The following is a 16,610-nucleotide window of genomic DNA, read 5'->3' on the forward strand; positions in this document are numbered from 1 at the left end:
GGTTGGTCAGAGGAAGTAGCCGCGTCCCGTGCGCTTGCGCGCCCGCTTGCCCCGAGCCCGAAGGTCCACCAAGGCTTCGTGCGCCAACATGAGCGCCGCGTAGGCGTCGACCTTCCGCGGGGACTCCCGGCTTTCCTTGCCGAAGGAGAGGCCGAAGTTGTTGCTCCTGCGCCTGGCGTTGAGCACATGGCGGCGCAGGCGCCGGTCGCCGTCGTGGACGATCTTTCGGTCAAGCACCGACCGCACGAGGCGCTCGTGCGCCATGGTCGATGCCTTCAGGCTGGTCCTCATGTCCCAGCCGATCGCGTCCTTCCCCGGGGCCTTCACGGCCAGGCCCTCGCCGTACAGCGCGGACCACTCGGAGATGTAGCTCTCCCAAAGGGCTACGTCGGCGTACATGCCCTGCACATTGAACGTGCTGAAGGCTTCGTGGACGGCGCTGTCGACCTGCTCGCGGGAGACCTCCCAGTCCTTGCCGGCCGGGCCGTCGGGCTTCTCCCAGAGGCCGAGGATGCTGGCGTAGCCGTCGCTCACGCGGAGGGCTGCCAGGCAGGTGCTGTCGTCTCGGAGGCCGCCGTCGAAGCCGATCACGATCTCGTCACCGGGCTGAAGCACCCGGGCGTCGTCCCGCAGGACGTCCCAGTCGGCGGGGGAGTACACCGCGTCCTCGGACGCGACGATCTGGTTCAGCCACATTCGACGGCTGCGACTCGGCGCGATCGTCGTATCGAGAATCGACTGAAGGATTGTCTCGACCCGCAGCCAAACGGCGTCGCCGCGAATCTTCGGGAGAACAATCCGAATCGCTTCCGGCGTCAGCGGAGTCGCGGGATGCGCCTCTACGCTGTCGTACATGAAGCCGATGTCGGCAGCCCGGCCTTCGAGAATCTTCTCGAAAGCCTCACGCATTCGCTCGGCAACGCTGTCCTCGCCGGGCAGATATGCGTTGGTGATCGCTAGGTAGCGCGAATCCTTTTTCGTAGCATTACCGTCGATGGTGGCGTACATCTTGTCGCCGTTATTGCCCTCGACCCAGTGATGCGTTTCGTTAAGAACAACGAAAGTGGATCGCTAAAGACCGCGCCCCTTCCAGGGCGCGATAACTACTTGTCACCGCCTCAAGGCGCTGTCGGCCACCGTTTGCACGGATTAGCTCGGCTCCGGCCTTGATGCCGTACGTCTCAATGAGTTTGTCGCTCATGAGGCCCGGCATCACGGTCATGGTGTTGCGCGTCTGGTCGCGCGAGACGGCCGCGATCTGGACCCACGCCTGGGGGTGGGGGATGCCGACCGGCTGCCCGTTCTGCCAGTGCGAGAAGCGGGAGGGGCCGACGAACTCGACCAGGGAGACCACGGCCAAGAGCGGGTCCTTGCCCCAGCCCTTGAGGCGCTGCAAGACGCCCTTGCGGTAGGTGAAGCGGCCGTTCTCATCGACGGCGTACCACCAGAGCACCCAGCGGAGCTGCTCACGGGTGAAGCGCCAGGGCCCGCCATCGTCGGCCCGCAAGAACTCGGCGCACCAGCCTGCGATCTGCCACCCGAGCGTGTGCTCGGGGAGCTTCCACGAGCCGTCCGGCCCGCGTAGCCACGTGGGCCCGAGGAAGCTCGGTTCGAGGGCGTCGATCTCCTCCTCGGTGAGCTGCGGGGGAGCCTTCACCATGTGGGCTCACCTCCCCGGAGCTACTCGGCGAGTCCGAGATCCTTCTTGTAGTCGGCGATGGCGAGCACGGCTGCGGACTGCTCCTCCGGCTCGGGCTCGTGGAGTTCGATGCGCACGCGGCGTCTGTCGCCTTCGGTGACGAGGAGCCGCTCGAAGGTGCTGTAGATGGTCTGGAGCATCTGGCCGCTGCGCTTGCCGGCCTGCTTGTAGTGGGAGAGGTCTTCACAGAGTGAGAAGGCCATGGCCCAGTCGCTGGCCTGGTAGTAGTCGGCCTGACCGGATTCCTTGAGGGAGTCCCAGAGCCGCTTGGCGATGGGGTGCCAGCTCCGGTCGCCGTTGGGGATTTTCGTGGGGCGCGCGATTCCGCGGGTGACCGCCTGGACGTCGCCGCCCTTGCGCTCGCGCGGGCGGGCGAGGTCGGACTCGCGTGCCGGTACGGGGCCGGGCATGGGCTCACCTCCTAACCAACCAGGCCGGGGTGAGCCTCCGTCCGCCGGAACCTGTTTCTCATGCGCCGTCGCCTGGCGGCCTGAGCCGCCGCGCCCTCACGCGATGACTTGACCTGGTGATGAAAACCGCAGAGCGCTCGAAGGTTGATCTCTCGATGGTCATCACCAGGAAGAATGTGGTCGACATCCGTTGCGATCTCAGGGCAGCGGTCTCCGTACTGGTTTCGCGCCGTGCAGCGGTGTCCGTCTCGCCGAAGTACCCTCTTGCGAATCTGGGGCCAGTCCGGCGGTAGCTCTGATCGCCTGCTGGAGCCGTTCCAGTTAGGAATTCGAAACTCCAGCCTGCGAAGTACGTACATACGTACTTCGTCTTCATCAGGCGAGCCCCGATAGGGGCTCAAGCCTTGCGACTTACGTACTTACACTTATGAGTCGCTAAAAGATCTTGTTTTCGGAAACGACTAGCCGCGTGATCGTGCTCACACTTACGTGAAGCGGCGGCGGCGAAGGGCAGTGGCGCCCGAAGGGCGCACAGCGAGAAGGCGGAAGGGCCGCCCGGAGGGCGGCGCAGAGCGAAGACGCCCTACGTACATGCGCTGGCGCGGCAGCGTGGCGGCCGATCCTCGTGGCGCAATGAGTACCGTTTCGGCCTGACGCCGCCCCGGGTAGCTTGCGGCCATGACGAGCGACGAGCGCCCTTCAGCGCACAGTGGGGGCGACCAGCTCGCCCAGGCGCACGCAGAAGTGATGGCCGAGGTAACCCGGACAGACGGCAAGGCGTCCGCGTTGCTCACGGCGCTCGGCATCCCGCTGGCCGTCCTGGTAGCCGTTCTGCCAGGCCGGGAGCTTCCAGCCGCCGGTACGGTCCTTGCCGGGTTCGCGGTAGCGGGAATGGTCGCAGCGATGCTGTGCACCCTGCGTGTCCTGCTGCCCCACATCGGCAACGCGACCCAGGGCTCCTTCCTGCACTGGGCGGACTGCACGCCGGACGAGGCGATGGCCGATCTCGCGGTGGACCGCCGCAAGGCGCAGCTCGTCGTCCGCTCTCAGATTGCCCGCCGGAAGTTCGCCATGCTCCGGGTCGCCATCCACGTCACCGCGGCTTCTGTGGTGGTCCTCGCGCTTGCGCTCCTGGTCGGCCTGGCTGCCTAGGGTTCGTTCCCGTGCAGTGCCGGCGCGGGGTCGCAGGGCGCATTTATGGCTTCTGAGCTGCGGATACGCCGGGCGCGACGCAGGGAGCAGGAGGCTCTCGTCGACCTTGGAACCGTGGCAGAATCCGAGCTGCTATGACAGGGCGGTCCGCGCGCGTGCGCACCGGGGATCATCCCCCACCCCTACCGGCCGCCGCTGCACATGCGTACGCGCGCGACGCGCGGAGCTGAGGAACGCGCGCACCTTCCGCCCTTGAGCTGCCTCGGAACGGCTGAGAGCGGGCCCTAAACAGCCTCTGACCTGCACGATTGGACATGCTGTGAACCTGTGACTAATGTTCTCGGTGTCGCAACGACGCAGGCCGCAAGGCAGGCAAGGGGCGACGGGCAGGGCGAAGTCACAGGTTGACACTCGCCGGGCCAGCCGCCTAGAGTGGGGCTCACCGCAAGGTCGACGAGAACGGGGCTCACGAGAGTCGCCGCCGTAGACCAGCGGGAATCGCCCACCACGGGCACTCGGTTCGACAGCAGGTGTTAACCTGTGACAGGATCGAATCGCCGGGCCACACGGCCCAGCACACCAACGTTGCAAGGACGCTCGATCCGGCCCCTGTCCCGCAAGCGGGACGCCGGATGTCGCAGCCGGGTCTCTCCGGTGTGGATCGAGCGCAAGAGCGGAAGGCCGTCCTCGGACGGTCCAGGCTCGCTGACCCTTCGGGGTCTGAGGAATCATCGCCCGGCCAAGGGGCGTGAAAGGTCTAGCAGGGTGACCCTGCGCGGTACGGACTGGAAGCGTTCTGGACTGTTCGGGTACGAGGTTCGGGTACAGACGACTGAGTGAACGCAACTGCCGTACCGGCTGGGGACTATCCACCCCAGCGTAACGGGAGCGCTCTAACCGGCTGAACCCATGCTGACCTGCGGAGGGCACCCGATGCAGGTTCGGTATGGGGTCGGGGACGGGCGTGAGGTAGGGGCCTGATTGGTCGCCCAGGGCTCACCGTCCATCGGACGGCCGGAAACGGACCGAACGGGAGGGAAACCACCCGGAAGGAACGCCACCGGCACGATGACGGACGGTGAGACGGGCGCTTGAGTGAGCGTCCGTCCCGTCAAGCGAAATCACTCGATCTGTTCTACCGGCTAGCGCAAGCGGCCGGGGTCGCTCACCGCAAGGTGAGTGGCCGCGAAGCCCCCCACAGGGTCAAACCTCTGGGGGGTACGGACTCCCCCCCGCCTTCGGGCGGGGGTGAGTCGGGCTTCTGCCCAATTTCACGCTGGTTCTGTTAACCTGTAACTGAAAGGTAAGGTCACATGGCCGTCTCCCTGATCAAGGACAACCCGCTCGCCTACTCCGGCCGCTCCCTCCTGGAGGTCGCCATGGAGTCTTCCGCCAACCTGAGTGAGCGCACCTTCCAGCTCGGCCGCGAACTCGATGAAACCCGCCGCGAACTCGACGCTGCCACGTTCGTGGCCGAGTTGTTCCACGAGGCCGGGCGTCAGCTCGCCATCGACCTGGAGATGGCGGACCTCACGATCGAACTGCTCCGCGAGTCCCTTGATGAGACGCGTCGGCTGCGCGATGAGCGCGAGCGCGTCCTGCGTGACGAGCTGGCCTACTACAAGGCCCTCGCAGACGCCCACTGACGTTCATATCGTTAACCTGTGACTGGCCTGCCCTCGTGAGCGAGGGCGGCCGGTCCATACCGAGAACGAGGACGCATGTCGCCCTACAGGCTCGATCCGGCGTCGGACGAGACGCTGGTGAAGTACGCCGAGAGGCTCGAAGACGACCACGCGGCATGGCCCACCTGGCGCACTGGAACCTACGCCCATGACGACGTTCCCACCCACGTGGAGATGTTCACCTGGCACGACGACCGTGGCGGCTGGGTTGGGGACAAGTCGAACTTCGAGGTCGCCCGCGACCTGATCCGCTCCGCGGCCGATGCCGGCCGGGAGGACACCTCGGTGTCCGACGGGCAGGTCTACGAGTGCGGAGGAGGTTCCTCAGCCTGGGACGTCGCCCAGCTCTTCGTGCAGGTCTACGAGGGCGGCTGCCCCGAGGGCTGCCTCGGCACACACACCTCGGAGTGCCGTCCGGGCTGTGACCCGTACGCCGACTTCTGCCACGGCCAGGAGTGCGAGGGGGACTGTCACGGCACCCGTGCGTACACCCCGGCCTTCCGTGAGGCCGTCGCCTTGGCTGAGTTCGTCAAGAACGACCACCCCTTCATCAACGAGGACGACTACTACGAGCAGCGGATCGAGCAGTTCGAGAAGAACCTCGCCGAAGCCCTCGACGACATCAAGCTGAACTACCCGTACGACACCGAAGCCGACCACAAGGGCATCGTCGAGCACGCCTCCGACGGCCTGTGGGAGCTGTCGCACTGGGACCCGGACGGCCTCGTGGACTGGAACGGCGCAGGCGAGGCGTACGTCAAGGGCCGCACCAAGCACTTCCTTGAACTCGGGCGCGAGGTCATGCGCAACGAGATCCCTGGTCAGCTCGCCATTGCCGCGTCCTGACCCCCTGAGCCGCCACCCCTCCCTGTGTCCCCTCCCGGGGAGGGGTGGCTTCTACCTGAAGACGAGGACACATGCGCACCATCGCCCGCCCCTACGAAGTACGCGTCTGGAACGAGGCCGCCGACCTTCTCGGCCTGTGGGAGGTCGAGCGGATCAAGCGGGGCCGGTACGTCGTCACCCACGACCACCGCGAGGAGACCCCCTTCGCCAGCGAGGAGGACGCGCTGTCCTTCGCCCGCTTCGGCGCCAAGGCCCTCGTGGAGACCTCGCGCCGGGACTGCCCGTGCGAAGACGACCCCGAGTGCGGGGTGTGGGAGCCCCACGGGATCTCGGTCCAGGAGGTCGAAGGAGACCTCGCGCTGATCACCCCGCCCCTCCTCTGCCTGTAGACACCCACCACCAGGAGCAGCACACCATGAACGCCTTCAAGCGCCTCGCCCCCTTCACGGCCGCCAAGTCCCTGGTTGGCCACATGCCGGCCGTCTGGGCCCGGCTGCGTCCCGTCCTCAATCCGTGGGGAGCCCTGCGTGCAGAGCGGCGGGCCGCCATCGAGTGCGTGACGCTCGCCTACGAGATCGTCAGGCTCTCCGAGGCAGAGCGGAGCGGTTACCGCCTGGCCGCAGAAGACCTCGCCACGCTCTTCGACGACGGGATGCTCGCCGACCACCTTGGGAGCGGGTTCACCTGCTCCGAGATCGAGGGCATCGCCTCGTTCTTCCGCGCCGTCAATTACCCGGCCGTCGCTGACCTGTGGCTGGAGTGCCACGCCGGAGGCGACGACGAGGGCGACCTCCACTACAAGGCCCCCGCGGACTCCGCTGAGCTGACCCTCGCGGCCTAGGCGAGACGGAGTCGATCCCGTGAACAGCTGCGACTTCTGCACCATGCCCACCGCCCGCTGGCTCTACATCCCCCAGGTCCGAGCCCTCGCGGCGCTGATGACCGACGAGGGCGTGGTGGTCCCGCTCCCCAACGACGGCCGCTGGAAGGCGTGCGATCTGTGCTCCGACCTCGTCGACACCGATGACATGGAGCGCCTGATCGCCCGTGCCCTCACCACCATGCGCACCCTCGGCGTACCTCTGCCGGACGGCGGGCCTGACCTTGAGTTCATGGCCACGGTCGTCATGACCAACTTCGCCACCGTGCTGGCCGGTGCGCCTACCAAGCAACCGCTGTGACCTCTTAGTGAACCTGTAACAAGGCTGCCCCCGCCCCGTGCGGGGGCAGCCGGAACCGGAGACAACATGACCACGCCCAGCACCCCCGAAGCCGAGAAGGCCGCCCGCGAAGTCGTCGACCGCCTCGTCCGTGAAGGGCAGATGCGCCGCTCGGAAGGGGCGCGGCTCCTGCGCGACGGCCTGCCGATCATCCTTCAGGGCTTCGCCCTCGGTCGGCTCAGGGGGAAGTCCGAGGACGCCATCACCGCGGACCTGGAGGACGAGCGCGACAAGGCCGAGCAGCGCCATGCCTCCGCCCGGACCATCACGGCCCGCCGCGCCGCGCTCCTGAGCCTGACCACGGCTGAGTTCGCCATCGCCGCGTGGGAGGGCGTGCAGCGCGATCTCGCGGCCCACCTCGCCGCCACCTCCTGACGACGCAAAGGCGAAACCTCCGAAGGGAGGTCGGCGGGAGGCGGTCCCTCCCCCCTGACGATGCCAGCCCGCATCGCGCAACAGGAGTGTGCATGAACACCAGCACCCTTAACGCCCTCATCAAGGGCGTCGCCGCAGTCGCCGTGGCGAACGCCGGATGGGTCCTCTCCGGGAGTGACCCGAACACGTGGGAGTTCGCAGGGTCGGCAGTCGCCGCCCTCGTCGCCCTGGAGGCGTCCATCGAGTTCCGAAACCGTCGGGCGCTGAAGAGCCAGGCCGCCCAGAACTGACCCCCAGCCGCCGGGCTGGGCGACCGGCCCGGCGGCCCACGTGAGGAGCAACATGTCCGCCCTGTCCAACACCGTCCAGCCGACCGTCTGGATCGGCTGCCTGGCCTGCTACAACGCGGGCCGACTCGTCGGCGAGTGGTACGACGCCGACACCGCAGACCTCGTCACCCCCGAAGACCTCCACGGCCGGCCGACCCAGCACGAGGAGTTGTGGGTCATGGACCACGACGACTTCTGCGGAGCCCTTGAGGGGGAGTGCTCGCCCTCCGAGGCCGCAGCGATAGCCGAGGCCCTGGCCGGGCTGACCCACGACGAGGCCGCAGCGTTCTCCGTCTGGGTGCGCGAGTGGGGCGAGTCCGACGACCGCTCAGGGTGGGTCGACCGCTTCCGCAGTGAGTACCGCGGATTCCACCAGAGCGAAGGGCACTTCGCCCAGGACTGGGCCGAGGACACCTGCGAGTCCGAGGACAAGGCCCGGATGACCACCTGGCCGTTCAACGCCATCGACTGGGACTACGCCGCAGCCGAGCTGTTCAGCGGCGGCTTCCAGTCCGAGGAAGTCCTCGGCGGTGTCCACGTCTTCTGCCCCCGATGAACACCGAACCCTGCGTCGAGTGCGGCTTCGTGCCCGAGCTGCTCGACGAAGACCTGACCTGTGCTTTCTGCCGAATCAGCCTGTACCTGAAGGACACCCTTATGAACATGACCGTGAGGTTCCCGGTCGAGATCGTCACCCACGGGGACATCGAGATCGACCTCGACGTGCCGGAAGAGTTCCTCGACGAGGACGGCGAACTCCGCGACGAGGACGGTCTCCGTGACTGGCTCAACGACAACGAGGACGAGTGGTACGAGCTGGTCCCCGCCTTCGAGGAGATCCAGTCGAAGGAAGTCATCGAGATCGCCAACGCGTACTGATGACGACGAACATCCCGCTGAGCGACCGGATCAAGCACCTCGTCACCGAGCTGGACGAGGCCGTCACCACCATGCGCCAAGAGCCCGACGAGGGCGACAGCCCCTGGTCCTGGGACGACGAACACGCGGCAGGGCTGAACCTCGCCGACGCCGCCGAGGCCCTGATCCTCGCGCTCCCCGCCGATCTCTGGCCGCCGTCCTGGTTCAAGAACGAGCCCCAGCAGGCCCACGCGCTCACCCCCGAGGACAACCGCCTCGTCGACGAGCTGCTCGAACAGCTCGGTTCCTGATCACCCCACCACGTTGACGGCGCCCGCCTCCGTGTGGGCGCCGTCCGAAGGATGCCCATGAGTGCCATGCAGTGCCGCGAGTGCGACCTCGCACCGTACGCCGTCCACCCCGACGCCCACCTCGAATGCGACGAGTGCGGTCACCGCCTCGACATCCACGACTTCTACCTCGACCCGGACGAGGTCTGGTCCGTGGACGAGACCGGAACCGTGCACGTCTTCCTCGCCCCGGCCGCCTGCCTGAAGTGGCTCGACGACATCGCCGCCCTGCACACCGGTGACTGGGCGGCGGCGCATCAAGCCCTCTGGCAGTACCGCAACGCCACCGCCGCGCTCGTCGAGTCCCTCCGTGCCGGCCTGCCCCTCCCCGCCTGAATCACCCCAAGGAACGATCATGACCCACGACGCCAAGTACGAGTTCCCCGAGGGCGAGCTGTACGTCACCATCCTCCCGGCGGTCACCAAGCACGAGCGGTGGGGCTACCAAGACCTGACGCTCCCCGAAGCGCGCCTTGGGGTCAGCTCCTCGCGCGACGAGAACGACGAGCCGGGATTCGTGAAGATCCGCGGCCGGTCGTACCGCGTCGCCTCCCGCCGAGAGCGGGCTCACGCTCGCCGCGAGACCCTGCTGCGCCGCAACGACAGGGACGCGTCCCTGTGGATCTACCAGAGCCCCCTTCGGCGCTACGAGTTCACGAACGACCGCGACCAGGAACTGAACCACGGCACGGCCGCCCGGGAGCGCCTCAAGGCCATGGTCAGCGAGGCCGCCGACCGCTTCGAGGCCGAGCACCCCGGGTGGCAGCTCATCAGCGAGCGCCTGGAGCTGGAGGCCGACCTCCGCAATGCCGAAGTCGGCGTGGCCACCGCCCGTGACGGCTTGGCGAAGGCCGAGGCCCGCGTCGCATACGTGGCCGCCCGCCTCACCGCCCTCGCCGCCTAGGGCCGCCGCTGTGATCACCCTGACTCCGCCCACCAACGTCGTGCGCTGCGTGCACTGCACCGGCCCCATCCGTCACATCGACCGCAAGCCGTACGAGTGCGCCGACTGCGGCCGGCACGTCTACATGAGCGACGGCCTGATCCGGCCCGGCTACCACTGGGAGATCGTCAGCGACTGGCTGACCAGTGTCGAGACCGTGGACGTGGACTGATGTCCCTGATACGCCTCGACACCGCTGGCGCCCTCGGCACCCCTGAAGAGCTGGACCTGACGGGCAAGACCCCGGAAGAGCTGGCCGAGATCGCCGCCCCCTGGCCCGTCGACTGGCTCTTCCCCCCGCGTCCCGGGGCCCCCGATCGCGTCATCAACCTGTTCGCCGGGCCCGGCGGCTGGGACGTCGGCGTGCGCGACGTGCTGGAGCACGAACTCGACACTGTCGGCGTCGAGATGCACAAGGACGCCTCCGCGACCGCCAGGGCGGCGGGCTTCCAACGCATCACCGCGGACGTCCGCTCCCTCGACCCCAAGCACCCCGCCCTGCGCTGGGTCGTCGGCCTCGTCGTCTCGGCCCCGTGCCAGTGCTGGTCTCCGGCCGGCAAAAGGGCCGGGCAGGACCCGCGCAATCAGGAACTCCTTCTGGACGTGTTCACCATGGCCTTCGAGGCCACCTTCGGGCACTGGCACGACAGCGGAGAATGCGGCGCCTGCGAGTTCGCCGACATCTGCCTGATCTGTAGCGACCCCGACTGGGACGGCTACGCCGGATTCACCGGCCCCCTGCTCACCCTGGACGAGGTCCGGGCCCCAATCGCGCAGATGACTGACGAGCGCATCGGCCTCGTCGCCGAGGTACTGATCTGGGCACTCACCCTGACCGCGCAGTGGGACAACCTCCGCTGGCTGGCCATGGAGCAGTCCAGCGCGATGCCTGAGCTGGTCCTCGACGGCCTCCGCGAGGAGCTGTGGTCGGCGGACTGGTGCAGTGCGGAGTACCGAGTGCTCGACGCCGTCGACTACGGCCTCGCCTCCCGAAGGAAGAGGGTCTTCCTCATGGCGGCCCGCCACTCCTACGTGGACATGGACGCACTCACCCCCACCGAGCCGATGCCGGCCACCACGGCCGCCAAGGCCCTTGGCTGGCCGGAGGGGATCAGCGTCAACACCAGAGGCGTCCGCAAGACAGCGGGCGGCAACTGCTGGTCGGCCGACAAGCCCGCGACCGGCATCACCTCGAAGATCCGTGGGTGGTACTGGGAGCACGACAAGGACCGGAAGTTCTCCCTCGACGAGGCGGCGCTGCTCGTCGGCTTCCGCAACGGCTACCCCTGGACCGGCGCCCGGTCGAGCTGCACCCAGCAGATCGGCGATGTCGTCGCCCCGCCCATGAGCGCAGTTGTCATCGGCAGCCTCCTACGCCGGTCCTGGGAGAAGCCGCTGCGGCGATACCTCGCAGAGATCTACAACTACGCCACTCCCGAGCCCGAGCACGTGCTCGCCGCCTGACCGAACGAGAGACCATGCGCGCAAACCTCCTGCTCATGCACTACGCCCGCACGCCCCTGGACTGCGCGGTGTGCGAGGCCGACCGCCTCACCTCCATGGCCGACGCCCGCGCCGGCATCTGCATCGCGGCCGGGGTCGCCATCGACGACATCGACCCCGCCAGCGGCTACGACCACTCCCGTCGCGGCTACAACCTCGTCCGCGCCTCCTGGGTCGACCTGATCCGCCAGCACGGCGCCTCGGAGTTCCACGAGATACCGGACATCGCGGAGGTCCGCGCGTCCTGGGCCGAGAAGCGCCCGGAGTTCGTCGAGGGCGACGACTGGCTGGCCGAAGCCTCCGCGGCTCACCGCGAGTTCATCGACTCCCTCGGCGCGCCCTGCCGCCGAACGACCTGCGTTATCCACTACCCCATCCACAGCCTGTGAAGACGAGGAAGACCATGAGCGAGACCATCTCCACCAGCACCGACGGACGTCTCCGTGTCCGCCTTGTCCACGACGAGTACGCCACGAATCCGCGGGAGGACTTCGACCACCTGGCGCACGTGATCACCATCGACACCCACCTCGGGCACTACGCCCCCGTCGACCAGGACGGCGGCCCCCTGGCCGAAGCCTGGGACCGCGTGAGCTGGAACCGCTGGCAGGGCGTCGACATCTTCACCCGCTGGGCCCGGATCTTCCATGGCGCGATCGTCATCGAGTCCCGGCCGGCACGTGGCTCGGTGTCCCTCTGGTATCTCATGCCCGACGACGCCGAAGACCTCGGCATGCTGCCCGAGGCGTACCTCGACGCCGAGCGTGCGGAGTACGAAGCGTGGGCCGAAGGGGATGTCTACGGCTACATCGTCGAAGAGGCCGTCGACTGGGTCCGCACCGACGACCAGGGCGCCGCCATGACCACCTGGGAAGAGATCGACGCGTGCTGGGGCCACTACGGCTTCTCCTGGGCCGCCGCCGAGGCCGAGCGGGCTCTCATCCGCCACGCCAGCCGACGGTTGGTGGCGGCATGACGGCCCGGGACTACGTCTGGTGCGGCCCCTGCGGCCGTGGCCGCCTGTACGCCGTCCCGAGCGGGGAGTTCGCCTGCTCCCGCTGTGGATCAGACATCGACGCCGACCTCGATCTGTGGCTGGACCCCGGCCATGTGTGGGGTGTCGACTCCGACGGCCGACTGTACGGCCAGCCCGGCCCCCAATACCGACCGTGAGGACGACATGATCACCCACACCGAGACCATCACCCTGTCCAACGGCGCCAAGCTCCGGGTCCGCATCGAGCGCGGACTGACGAACGGGGTCGTGCTGCACGAACAGAACGACCTCAACCCCTTCGGCGGCGGCCGGATCTACTGGCTGGGCCAGGCGCTCTTCCTGATGTTCGGCGATGAACTGCTGCGCATGCAGAACGCCCGGTACGAATTCGCCGAGACCGCGTCCGAGGCCGCGGAGAAGGCCCTCGCGTTCTTCTCGGAGTGTGCCGAGACCTGCATCCAGCACGCCAAGGCCGAAGGCGTCGATGTCGAGACCTGCTACACGTAAATGGTTAACCTGTGACCGCTCACACTCTGCGGATGCGGCCCGAGGGGCGGCTTCAGTGCACACGATGCCGAGCCGCCTTCCTCGACCGCGACAACGCTGCCCGCCGCCGCTTCACCTGTCCCGGCGAGCCCCTGGCCCATGGCCTGATCGGCCGCCGGGAGCACGTCCTCTACCCGACGTGGAGCAAGGACCGCTCCTGCTCCTCCTGGGGGTGCCCCGGGCCAGACCCCAGCCATGCATGGCACGGCCCGGACCCCTTCTGTGACGAGACAACCTGTTCCCTCTGCCTGCACGACTGCGACTGCGACGTGTGCGAGGGCCTCGTGCACGCGCCCGGCCTCTACCGCCTCGTGGACAGCCGCGAGGTGTGACCGAAGGAGAAGACAATATGAAGCCCACCCTGATCGGACTCGCGGGCGCCGCGAGGTCCGGCAAGGACACCACCGCCTCGTTCCTTGTGGACATGGGCTGGCAGCGCAAGGCGTTCGCCGACCCCATCAGGGAGTTCCTCTACCGCATGGACCTCTGGCTTGCCGACGGCGAGGGCGGATCTCTGCCGCTCAACGCCACCGTGGACGAGCGCGGCTGGGAGGCGGCCAAGGAGGAACACTTCGAGGTGCGAGGGCTCCTCCAGCGCTGCGGCACTGAAGCCGGGCGGGAACTGCTGGGCCCGGACGTCTGGGTGGATGCCCTCTTCAGGGACCTCCGACCCGGCGTGCCCACCGTCATCTCGGACGTACGGTTCCCGAACGAGGCGCGGGCCATCAAGGAGCGTGGGGGCCTGGTTGTGCAGGTGTGCCGGCCGAAGCAGGTACTCATCGACGGTGCGTCTCACATCAGCGAGAACGCCCTTGCCGATTGGGACTTCGACGTCGTCCTGCTGAATGTCGGCACCCTGGACGACCTCCACCTCTCCGCGGAATGCCTCACACGCGAGCTGTGAACCTGTGACCGATGTGTTAACGTGTAGCAAGAACGGAAGGGCAAACCAGATGCACCCGAACCCCGGCGTCACCGACCAGATCGCGCAGATCGTCGCCGACATAGACGCCCTCTACGAGCAGCAGAGGACGACCCTCACGAAGCAGTGGGGCGAAGAGGTGGACGTCCCCACCGAAGAACTCTCCGAGTACGACGAGATCACCTACAACCAGCTCGTCGAGGACGCAGACCTGCTCGGAGCCATCAGGCGACGCCTCGTCGCCCTCCTCGAACCGGCTCCCGCGTGAGGATCACCCCCCGCAAGGAGGAGGTGGCCGCGATCGTGGCGCTCCTGGAGGACCCGACCTTCGAGAGCGCCAATCACCTGGCGAAAGCCGTGATCAAGGAAGTCGGCGAGATCCTCCAGATGCGCGACTGGGTCGCCCTGGTCCACACCTGGAGTGACGGGAGCCGCGGCCTGAACTTCGCCCCCTTCGCGAGCGAGGCCGAGGCGAAGTCCTTCGCTTCGAAGATGGCCTTCGGCGGCTCCGGACGCCTGGTGAAGCTCAACTCGCCGGGCGTGATGCTCGCCAACCACGACGGCAAGAAGTGGAAGGGCTACTGCCAGGACGAGCAGTGCACCCACGCCCCCTTCACTCATTCCGCTGCCAGCTCCGCGCGCGGGGCCTGCCAGATCCCCACGTGCCCCTGCGCCAAATTCCGGCCCACGTAGAACAGAAAGATCACCAGCATGAAGCCTGTCGAGTGGCAGACCTGCGAGTGCAGCCATAAGCGCGCCTTCGCCGACCGCCGCGCCGCCGAGAAGGCCCTCGGCAGGGCGCAGGCGAAACGAGACCGCCACGCAGAGCGCCACGGCGCCCGCCGTGGAATCGCCCGCGAGCACCGCATCTACCGATGCGACCACGACCGCTACCACCTCACCAAGCAGAGCCGACGCGACTACCACGGAGCCGCCGCATGAAGCCCAGCCAGAAAGCCCTCGACAACGGCTGGGGGTGGGTGCTCGGCGTCAGCGGCGAAGAGTGCCGCGTCCGATCGCGGCCGAAGGTCGACCACGCCGCGCTCCTCCAGGAGGTCGCCGAGTTGCTCGGCGTGAGCGATCCGGCCGCCGTGCCGGCCGCCGTGCAGCAGCTCCGCAGGGAACACCGACAGGCACTCACCTCGGCGGCAACTGCCTGGTCCGCCGTGCACAACTTCGTCCGCCTCGACGGCGCCACCCCGGAGTACCGAGGTTGAGCCAAGGCGGCAGTAACCGGCTCCTAACGCCGGAAGAGGTGGCCTCGTGGCTGAAGGTCAGCGAGACCACCGTCAAGAACAAGTACCGGACGTGGGGGTTGAAGGCCCAGAAGGTGGGCCGCCTCCTGCGATTCCGCGAGCGCGACATCGTCGCCTACCTCGACGACCACTACGGGTAACGGGACCGCCCTGCCCCAGCAAGAGAGAGGGGCCCATGGCTACCGTTTTTCAGAGATGCAAGACCGACAAGCGCAGTCCGCTGTACCCCTGCGAGAAGGTGCGGTGCGGCCACGACTGGACGGTCAGGTACAGAGAGCCCGGCGGGCGCACGGCTCGCCAGCGCGAAGAGTCGTTCACCAAGAAGACGGCGGCGGACAACTTCGCCAGCAAGATGGAGAACGACAAGAGCGTAGGGACGTACATCGACCCCAACGCCGGAAAGATCACCGTGCGGGCCTACGTGGAGGACTGGCTAAGCCGCCGCGTGATCGGCGACTCCACGTTCTCGAACTACCGTGGATTCATCGACAACCACCTGATACCCCGACTCGGCCGCAAGACGATGGCCGGAGTCGCCAAGCGGGACATCGAGCACTTCAAGGCGGCCATCAGCAAGGAACTCGCCGCCAGCACGGTGTACGACCGCATGAAGATGGTCAAGCACATCTTCTGGTCCGCCAAGGAAGAGAAGGTCATCCAGGAGGACCCCTCCAAGGAGGTGAAGAACGCTCCTGGGTCGCGCGCGGTCGACGAGGACGAGATCCCCACCCTCGACGAGGTCCGCCTCCTGCACAAGCACATGTCGCCGCAGTACAAGCTCACCGTCTGGCTCCAGGCGGGAGCCGGGCTGCGAGTCAGCGAAGCCCTCGCCTTTCACACGGGCTGCCTCCGCAACGACGTCATCCGCGTGCGCTGGCAGATCAGCTCGAAGGCCCACCGCGAGGACTGCAAGACCCGCCTCGTGCCTCTCAAGCACCGCGAAGAGGGCGAGTACCGCGACGTGCCGGCCGCGCCGTTCGTCTGCGACGAGATCGACGCCCACGTGGAGGAGTGGGACCCGATCCCGCTCACCTTCCAGAACGCGGCAGGCAAGGCCCGGCAGGTTGAGGTGTTCTTCGCGCCACGCGAGCGCGGCAAGGGGATCATGCCGACCGCGAATACCTACAGCTACCACTTCAGGAAGGCGTGCAGGCTGGCCGGGCTGGTGGACGCCGACGGCAAGCCGAAGTACCACCCGCACTCGCTTCGTCACTTCTTCGCCTCGACCGCCCTGGCGGCCGGCATCCCGATTCATGAGGTCTCGCGCTGGCTCGGCCACAAGTCGATCAAGACCACGGTCGACATCTACGGTCACCTCGTCCCCGAGGCGTGGGACCGCTGCCGGGCCATCATGCAGAAGGCCATGGGTCCGGTTACCGTTGAGGTCCCCAGCGAGGCCGCGGAGGAGCGCTCCGAGTACAGCCCGGTGGCCTGATGTGCTGGATGTGCTGGATAGGTTTCTACCGTGCTGGATCTGTGCTGGATGCGATCACGAGAAGGAACGTTTCCGCAGGTGGGA

30 protein-coding genes and 1 other RNA gene are annotated in these 16,610 nt (G+C 67.4%); 28 read left to right on the plus strand and 3 right to left on the minus strand.

Annotation, left to right across the window (positions count from 1 at the left end; all coding sequences use genetic code 11):
• Positions 1-6 precede the first annotated feature (6 nt).
• Genes ACZ6K0_RS04965 through ACZ6K0_RS04975 form a run of 3 tightly spaced genes read right to left on the minus strand, consistent with a single transcriptional unit; the run spans position 7 to position 2,109 of the window.
• Positions 7-1,008 carry a terminase gene (locus ACZ6K0_RS04965; RefSeq protein ID WP_469575158.1) on the minus strand — a complete coding sequence of 334 codons (1,002 nt, stop codon included), beginning with the start codon at positions 1,006-1,008 and terminating at the stop codon, positions 7-9.
• A gap of 40 nt (positions 1,009-1,048) precedes the next feature.
• The gene (locus tag ACZ6K0_RS04970) at positions 1,049-1,660 is read right to left on the minus strand and encodes a hypothetical protein (protein ID WP_365333500.1); all 612 of its coding nucleotides are present in this window, start codon (positions 1,658-1,660) and stop codon (positions 1,049-1,051) included.
• 20 nt (positions 1,661-1,680) lie between these two features.
• Entirely contained in the window at positions 1,681-2,109 is a 429-nt protein-coding gene (locus ACZ6K0_RS04975; protein ID WP_365333498.1) for a phage terminase small subunit, read from the minus strand.
• Between the two features lie 678 nt (positions 2,110-2,787).
• On the opposite strand from ACZ6K0_RS04975, the gene ACZ6K0_RS04980 reads away from it, so the two are divergent.
• From ACZ6K0_RS04980 to ACZ6K0_RS05115, 28 genes are all read left to right on the plus strand, one after another.
• Positions 2,788-3,261: a Pycsar system effector family protein gene (locus tag ACZ6K0_RS04980; protein ID WP_365333496.1), complete on the plus strand. Its 474-nt coding sequence runs from the start codon at positions 2,788-2,790 to the stop codon at positions 3,259-3,261.
• 1,313 nt (positions 3,262-4,574) lie between these two features.
• Entirely contained in the window at positions 4,575-4,907 is a 333-nt protein-coding gene (locus ACZ6K0_RS04985; protein WP_469575161.1) for a hypothetical protein, read from the plus strand.
• A gap of 75 nt (positions 4,908-4,982) precedes the next feature.
• Complete coding sequence (locus tag ACZ6K0_RS04990) at positions 4,983-5,792, plus strand: hypothetical protein (protein WP_469575164.1); 810 nt, start codon at positions 4,983-4,985, stop codon at positions 5,790-5,792.
• Between the two features lie 71 nt (positions 5,793-5,863).
• Complete coding sequence (locus ACZ6K0_RS04995; protein WP_469575166.1) at positions 5,864-6,181, plus strand: hypothetical protein; 318 nt, start codon at positions 5,864-5,866, stop codon at positions 6,179-6,181.
• A 26-nt stretch (positions 6,182-6,207) separates the two neighbouring features.
• Positions 6,208-6,633, plus strand: coding sequence for a hypothetical protein (locus ACZ6K0_RS05000; protein ID WP_469575168.1), 426 nt, complete (start codon positions 6,208-6,210; stop codon positions 6,631-6,633).
• A gap of 19 nt (positions 6,634-6,652) precedes the next feature.
• Positions 6,653-6,973: a hypothetical protein gene (locus ACZ6K0_RS05005; RefSeq protein ID WP_365333485.1), complete on the plus strand. Its 321-nt coding sequence runs from the start codon at positions 6,653-6,655 to the stop codon at positions 6,971-6,973.
• A 66-nt stretch (positions 6,974-7,039) separates the two neighbouring features.
• A complete protein-coding gene (locus ACZ6K0_RS05010) occupies positions 7,040-7,387 on the plus strand; it encodes a hypothetical protein (RefSeq protein WP_365333484.1) in 348 nt (115 codons plus the stop codon).
• An 8-nt stretch (positions 7,388-7,395) separates the two neighbouring features.
• An RNA gene (locus ACZ6K0_RS05015) (hammerhead ribozyme type II) lies at positions 7,396-7,460 on the plus strand.
• Between the two features lie 19 nt (positions 7,461-7,479).
• Positions 7,480-7,677: a hypothetical protein gene (locus ACZ6K0_RS05020; protein ID WP_365333482.1), complete on the plus strand. Its 198-nt coding sequence runs from the start codon at positions 7,480-7,482 to the stop codon at positions 7,675-7,677.
• Between the two features lie 52 nt (positions 7,678-7,729).
• Positions 7,730-8,272: an antirestriction protein ArdA gene (locus tag ACZ6K0_RS05025; RefSeq protein ID WP_365333480.1), complete on the plus strand. Its 543-nt coding sequence runs from the start codon at positions 7,730-7,732 to the stop codon at positions 8,270-8,272.
• Positions 8,269-8,595 carry a hypothetical protein gene (locus ACZ6K0_RS05030; RefSeq protein ID WP_469575172.1) on the plus strand — a complete coding sequence of 109 codons (327 nt, stop codon included), beginning with the start codon at positions 8,269-8,271 and terminating at the stop codon, positions 8,593-8,595. Before ACZ6K0_RS05025 ends, ACZ6K0_RS05030 begins: the two co-directional genes overlap by 4 nt.
• Positions 8,595-8,885 carry a hypothetical protein gene (locus ACZ6K0_RS05035; RefSeq protein WP_469575174.1) on the plus strand — a complete coding sequence of 97 codons (291 nt, stop codon included), beginning with the start codon at positions 8,595-8,597 and terminating at the stop codon, positions 8,883-8,885. Before ACZ6K0_RS05030 ends, ACZ6K0_RS05035 begins: the two co-directional genes overlap by 1 nt.
• 57 nt (positions 8,886-8,942) lie before the next feature.
• Complete coding sequence (locus ACZ6K0_RS05040) at positions 8,943-9,260, plus strand: hypothetical protein (protein ID WP_469575177.1); 318 nt, start codon at positions 8,943-8,945, stop codon at positions 9,258-9,260.
• A 19-nt stretch (positions 9,261-9,279) separates the two neighbouring features.
• Entirely contained in the window at positions 9,280-9,828 is a 549-nt protein-coding gene (locus tag ACZ6K0_RS05045; protein WP_469575179.1) for a hypothetical protein, read from the plus strand.
• 10 nt (positions 9,829-9,838) lie between these two features.
• On the plus strand, positions 9,839-10,039 hold the full coding sequence (locus tag ACZ6K0_RS05050) for a hypothetical protein (protein WP_469575181.1): 201 nt from the start codon (positions 9,839-9,841) through the stop codon (positions 10,037-10,039).
• Positions 10,039-11,331, plus strand: a complete 1,293-nt coding sequence (locus ACZ6K0_RS05055) for a DNA cytosine methyltransferase (protein WP_469575184.1) — start codon at positions 10,039-10,041, stop codon at positions 11,329-11,331. The genes ACZ6K0_RS05050 and ACZ6K0_RS05055 overlap by 1 nt, the downstream gene beginning before the upstream one ends.
• Before the next feature lie 14 nt (positions 11,332-11,345).
• Positions 11,346-11,759 carry a hypothetical protein gene (locus tag ACZ6K0_RS05060; protein ID WP_469575187.1) on the plus strand — a complete coding sequence of 138 codons (414 nt, stop codon included), beginning with the start codon at positions 11,346-11,348 and terminating at the stop codon, positions 11,757-11,759.
• 14 nt (positions 11,760-11,773) lie between these two features.
• Positions 11,774-12,346, plus strand: a complete 573-nt coding sequence (locus ACZ6K0_RS05065; RefSeq protein WP_469575189.1) for a hypothetical protein — start codon at positions 11,774-11,776, stop codon at positions 12,344-12,346.
• Positions 12,343-12,543, plus strand: a complete 201-nt coding sequence (locus tag ACZ6K0_RS05070) for a hypothetical protein (RefSeq protein ID WP_469575192.1) — start codon at positions 12,343-12,345, stop codon at positions 12,541-12,543. The genes ACZ6K0_RS05065 and ACZ6K0_RS05070 overlap by 4 nt, the downstream gene beginning before the upstream one ends.
• A 7-nt stretch (positions 12,544-12,550) precedes the next feature.
• Positions 12,551-12,874, plus strand: coding sequence for a hypothetical protein (locus ACZ6K0_RS05075; protein ID WP_469575194.1), 324 nt, complete (start codon positions 12,551-12,553; stop codon positions 12,872-12,874).
• Positions 12,875-12,885: 11 nt separating this feature from the next.
• Positions 12,886-13,245, plus strand: coding sequence for a hypothetical protein (locus ACZ6K0_RS05080; protein ID WP_469575196.1), 360 nt, complete (start codon positions 12,886-12,888; stop codon positions 13,243-13,245).
• A gap of 17 nt (positions 13,246-13,262) precedes the next feature.
• Positions 13,263-13,817, plus strand: coding sequence for a deoxynucleotide monophosphate kinase family protein (locus tag ACZ6K0_RS05085; RefSeq protein ID WP_469575199.1), 555 nt, complete (start codon positions 13,263-13,265; stop codon positions 13,815-13,817).
• 49 nt (positions 13,818-13,866) lie between these two features.
• Positions 13,867-14,103: a hypothetical protein gene (locus ACZ6K0_RS05090; RefSeq protein WP_469575202.1), complete on the plus strand. Its 237-nt coding sequence runs from the start codon at positions 13,867-13,869 to the stop codon at positions 14,101-14,103.
• The gene (locus ACZ6K0_RS05095; RefSeq protein ID WP_469575204.1) at positions 14,100-14,528 is read left to right on the plus strand and encodes a hypothetical protein; all 429 of its coding nucleotides are present in this window, start codon (positions 14,100-14,102) and stop codon (positions 14,526-14,528) included. The genes ACZ6K0_RS05090 and ACZ6K0_RS05095 overlap by 4 nt, the downstream gene beginning before the upstream one ends.
• Before the next feature lie 18 nt (positions 14,529-14,546).
• Positions 14,547-14,777, plus strand: coding sequence for a hypothetical protein (locus ACZ6K0_RS05100; RefSeq protein WP_469575207.1), 231 nt, complete (start codon positions 14,547-14,549; stop codon positions 14,775-14,777).
• Positions 14,774-15,052: a hypothetical protein gene (locus ACZ6K0_RS05105; RefSeq protein WP_469575209.1), complete on the plus strand. Its 279-nt coding sequence runs from the start codon at positions 14,774-14,776 to the stop codon at positions 15,050-15,052. The genes ACZ6K0_RS05100 and ACZ6K0_RS05105 overlap by 4 nt, the downstream gene beginning before the upstream one ends.
• Entirely contained in the window at positions 15,049-15,231 is a 183-nt protein-coding gene (locus tag ACZ6K0_RS05110; protein ID WP_469575211.1) for a helix-turn-helix domain-containing protein, read from the plus strand. The genes ACZ6K0_RS05105 and ACZ6K0_RS05110 overlap by 4 nt, the downstream gene beginning before the upstream one ends.
• Positions 15,232-15,266: 35 nt before the next feature.
• Positions 15,267-16,526 (plus strand): tyrosine-type recombinase/integrase, encoded by a 1,260-nt coding sequence (locus ACZ6K0_RS05115; protein ID WP_469575213.1) that lies wholly within the window; start codon positions 15,267-15,269, stop codon positions 16,524-16,526.
• Positions 16,527-16,610 lie beyond the last annotated feature (84 nt).

Source organism: Streptomyces sp. NPDC042346, assembly GCF_055581845.1.

What these genes read in the sequence shown, in the direction of transcription:
- ACZ6K0_RS04965 (WP_469575158.1), bottom strand. Translation starts at nt 1,008, where the DNA reads ATGTACGCCACCATCGACGGTAATGCTACGAAAAAGGATTCGCGCTAC.
- ACZ6K0_RS04970 (WP_365333500.1), bottom strand. Translation starts at nt 1,660, where the DNA reads ATGGTGAAGGCTCCCCCGCAGCTCACCGAGGAGGAGATCGACGCCCTC.
- ACZ6K0_RS04975 (WP_365333498.1), bottom strand. Translation starts at nt 2,109, where the DNA reads ATGCCCGGCCCCGTACCGGCACGCGAGTCCGACCTCGCCCGCCCGCGC.
- ACZ6K0_RS04980 (WP_365333496.1), top strand. Translation starts at nt 2,788, where the DNA reads ATGACGAGCGACGAGCGCCCTTCAGCGCACAGTGGGGGCGACCAGCTC.
- ACZ6K0_RS04985 (WP_469575161.1), top strand. Translation starts at nt 4,575, where the DNA reads ATGGCCGTCTCCCTGATCAAGGACAACCCGCTCGCCTACTCCGGCCGC.
- ACZ6K0_RS04990 (WP_469575164.1), top strand. Translation starts at nt 4,983, where the DNA reads ATGTCGCCCTACAGGCTCGATCCGGCGTCGGACGAGACGCTGGTGAAG.
- ACZ6K0_RS04995 (WP_469575166.1), top strand. Translation starts at nt 5,864, where the DNA reads ATGCGCACCATCGCCCGCCCCTACGAAGTACGCGTCTGGAACGAGGCC.
- ACZ6K0_RS05000 (WP_469575168.1), top strand. Translation starts at nt 6,208, where the DNA reads ATGAACGCCTTCAAGCGCCTCGCCCCCTTCACGGCCGCCAAGTCCCTG.
- ACZ6K0_RS05010 (WP_365333484.1), top strand. Translation starts at nt 7,040, where the DNA reads ATGACCACGCCCAGCACCCCCGAAGCCGAGAAGGCCGCCCGCGAAGTC.
- ACZ6K0_RS05020 (WP_365333482.1), top strand. Translation starts at nt 7,480, where the DNA reads ATGAACACCAGCACCCTTAACGCCCTCATCAAGGGCGTCGCCGCAGTC.
- ACZ6K0_RS05025 (WP_365333480.1), top strand. Translation starts at nt 7,730, where the DNA reads ATGTCCGCCCTGTCCAACACCGTCCAGCCGACCGTCTGGATCGGCTGC.
- ACZ6K0_RS05030 (WP_469575172.1), top strand. Translation starts at nt 8,269, where the DNA reads ATGAACACCGAACCCTGCGTCGAGTGCGGCTTCGTGCCCGAGCTGCTC.
- ACZ6K0_RS05035 (WP_469575174.1), top strand. Translation starts at nt 8,595, where the DNA reads ATGACGACGAACATCCCGCTGAGCGACCGGATCAAGCACCTCGTCACC.
- ACZ6K0_RS05040 (WP_469575177.1), top strand. Translation starts at nt 8,943, where the DNA reads ATGAGTGCCATGCAGTGCCGCGAGTGCGACCTCGCACCGTACGCCGTC.
- ACZ6K0_RS05045 (WP_469575179.1), top strand. Translation starts at nt 9,280, where the DNA reads ATGACCCACGACGCCAAGTACGAGTTCCCCGAGGGCGAGCTGTACGTC.
- ACZ6K0_RS05055 (WP_469575184.1), top strand. Translation starts at nt 10,039, where the DNA reads ATGTCCCTGATACGCCTCGACACCGCTGGCGCCCTCGGCACCCCTGAA.
- ACZ6K0_RS05060 (WP_469575187.1), top strand. Translation starts at nt 11,346, where the DNA reads ATGCGCGCAAACCTCCTGCTCATGCACTACGCCCGCACGCCCCTGGAC.
- ACZ6K0_RS05065 (WP_469575189.1), top strand. Translation starts at nt 11,774, where the DNA reads ATGAGCGAGACCATCTCCACCAGCACCGACGGACGTCTCCGTGTCCGC.
- ACZ6K0_RS05070 (WP_469575192.1), top strand. Translation starts at nt 12,343, where the DNA reads ATGACGGCCCGGGACTACGTCTGGTGCGGCCCCTGCGGCCGTGGCCGC.
- ACZ6K0_RS05075 (WP_469575194.1), top strand. Translation starts at nt 12,551, where the DNA reads ATGATCACCCACACCGAGACCATCACCCTGTCCAACGGCGCCAAGCTC.
- ACZ6K0_RS05085 (WP_469575199.1), top strand. Translation starts at nt 13,263, where the DNA reads ATGAAGCCCACCCTGATCGGACTCGCGGGCGCCGCGAGGTCCGGCAAG.
- ACZ6K0_RS05090 (WP_469575202.1), top strand. Translation starts at nt 13,867, where the DNA reads ATGCACCCGAACCCCGGCGTCACCGACCAGATCGCGCAGATCGTCGCC.
- ACZ6K0_RS05100 (WP_469575207.1), top strand. Translation starts at nt 14,547, where the DNA reads ATGAAGCCTGTCGAGTGGCAGACCTGCGAGTGCAGCCATAAGCGCGCC.
- ACZ6K0_RS05105 (WP_469575209.1), top strand. Translation starts at nt 14,774, where the DNA reads ATGAAGCCCAGCCAGAAAGCCCTCGACAACGGCTGGGGGTGGGTGCTC.
- ACZ6K0_RS05115 (WP_469575213.1), top strand. Translation starts at nt 15,267, where the DNA reads ATGGCTACCGTTTTTCAGAGATGCAAGACCGACAAGCGCAGTCCGCTG.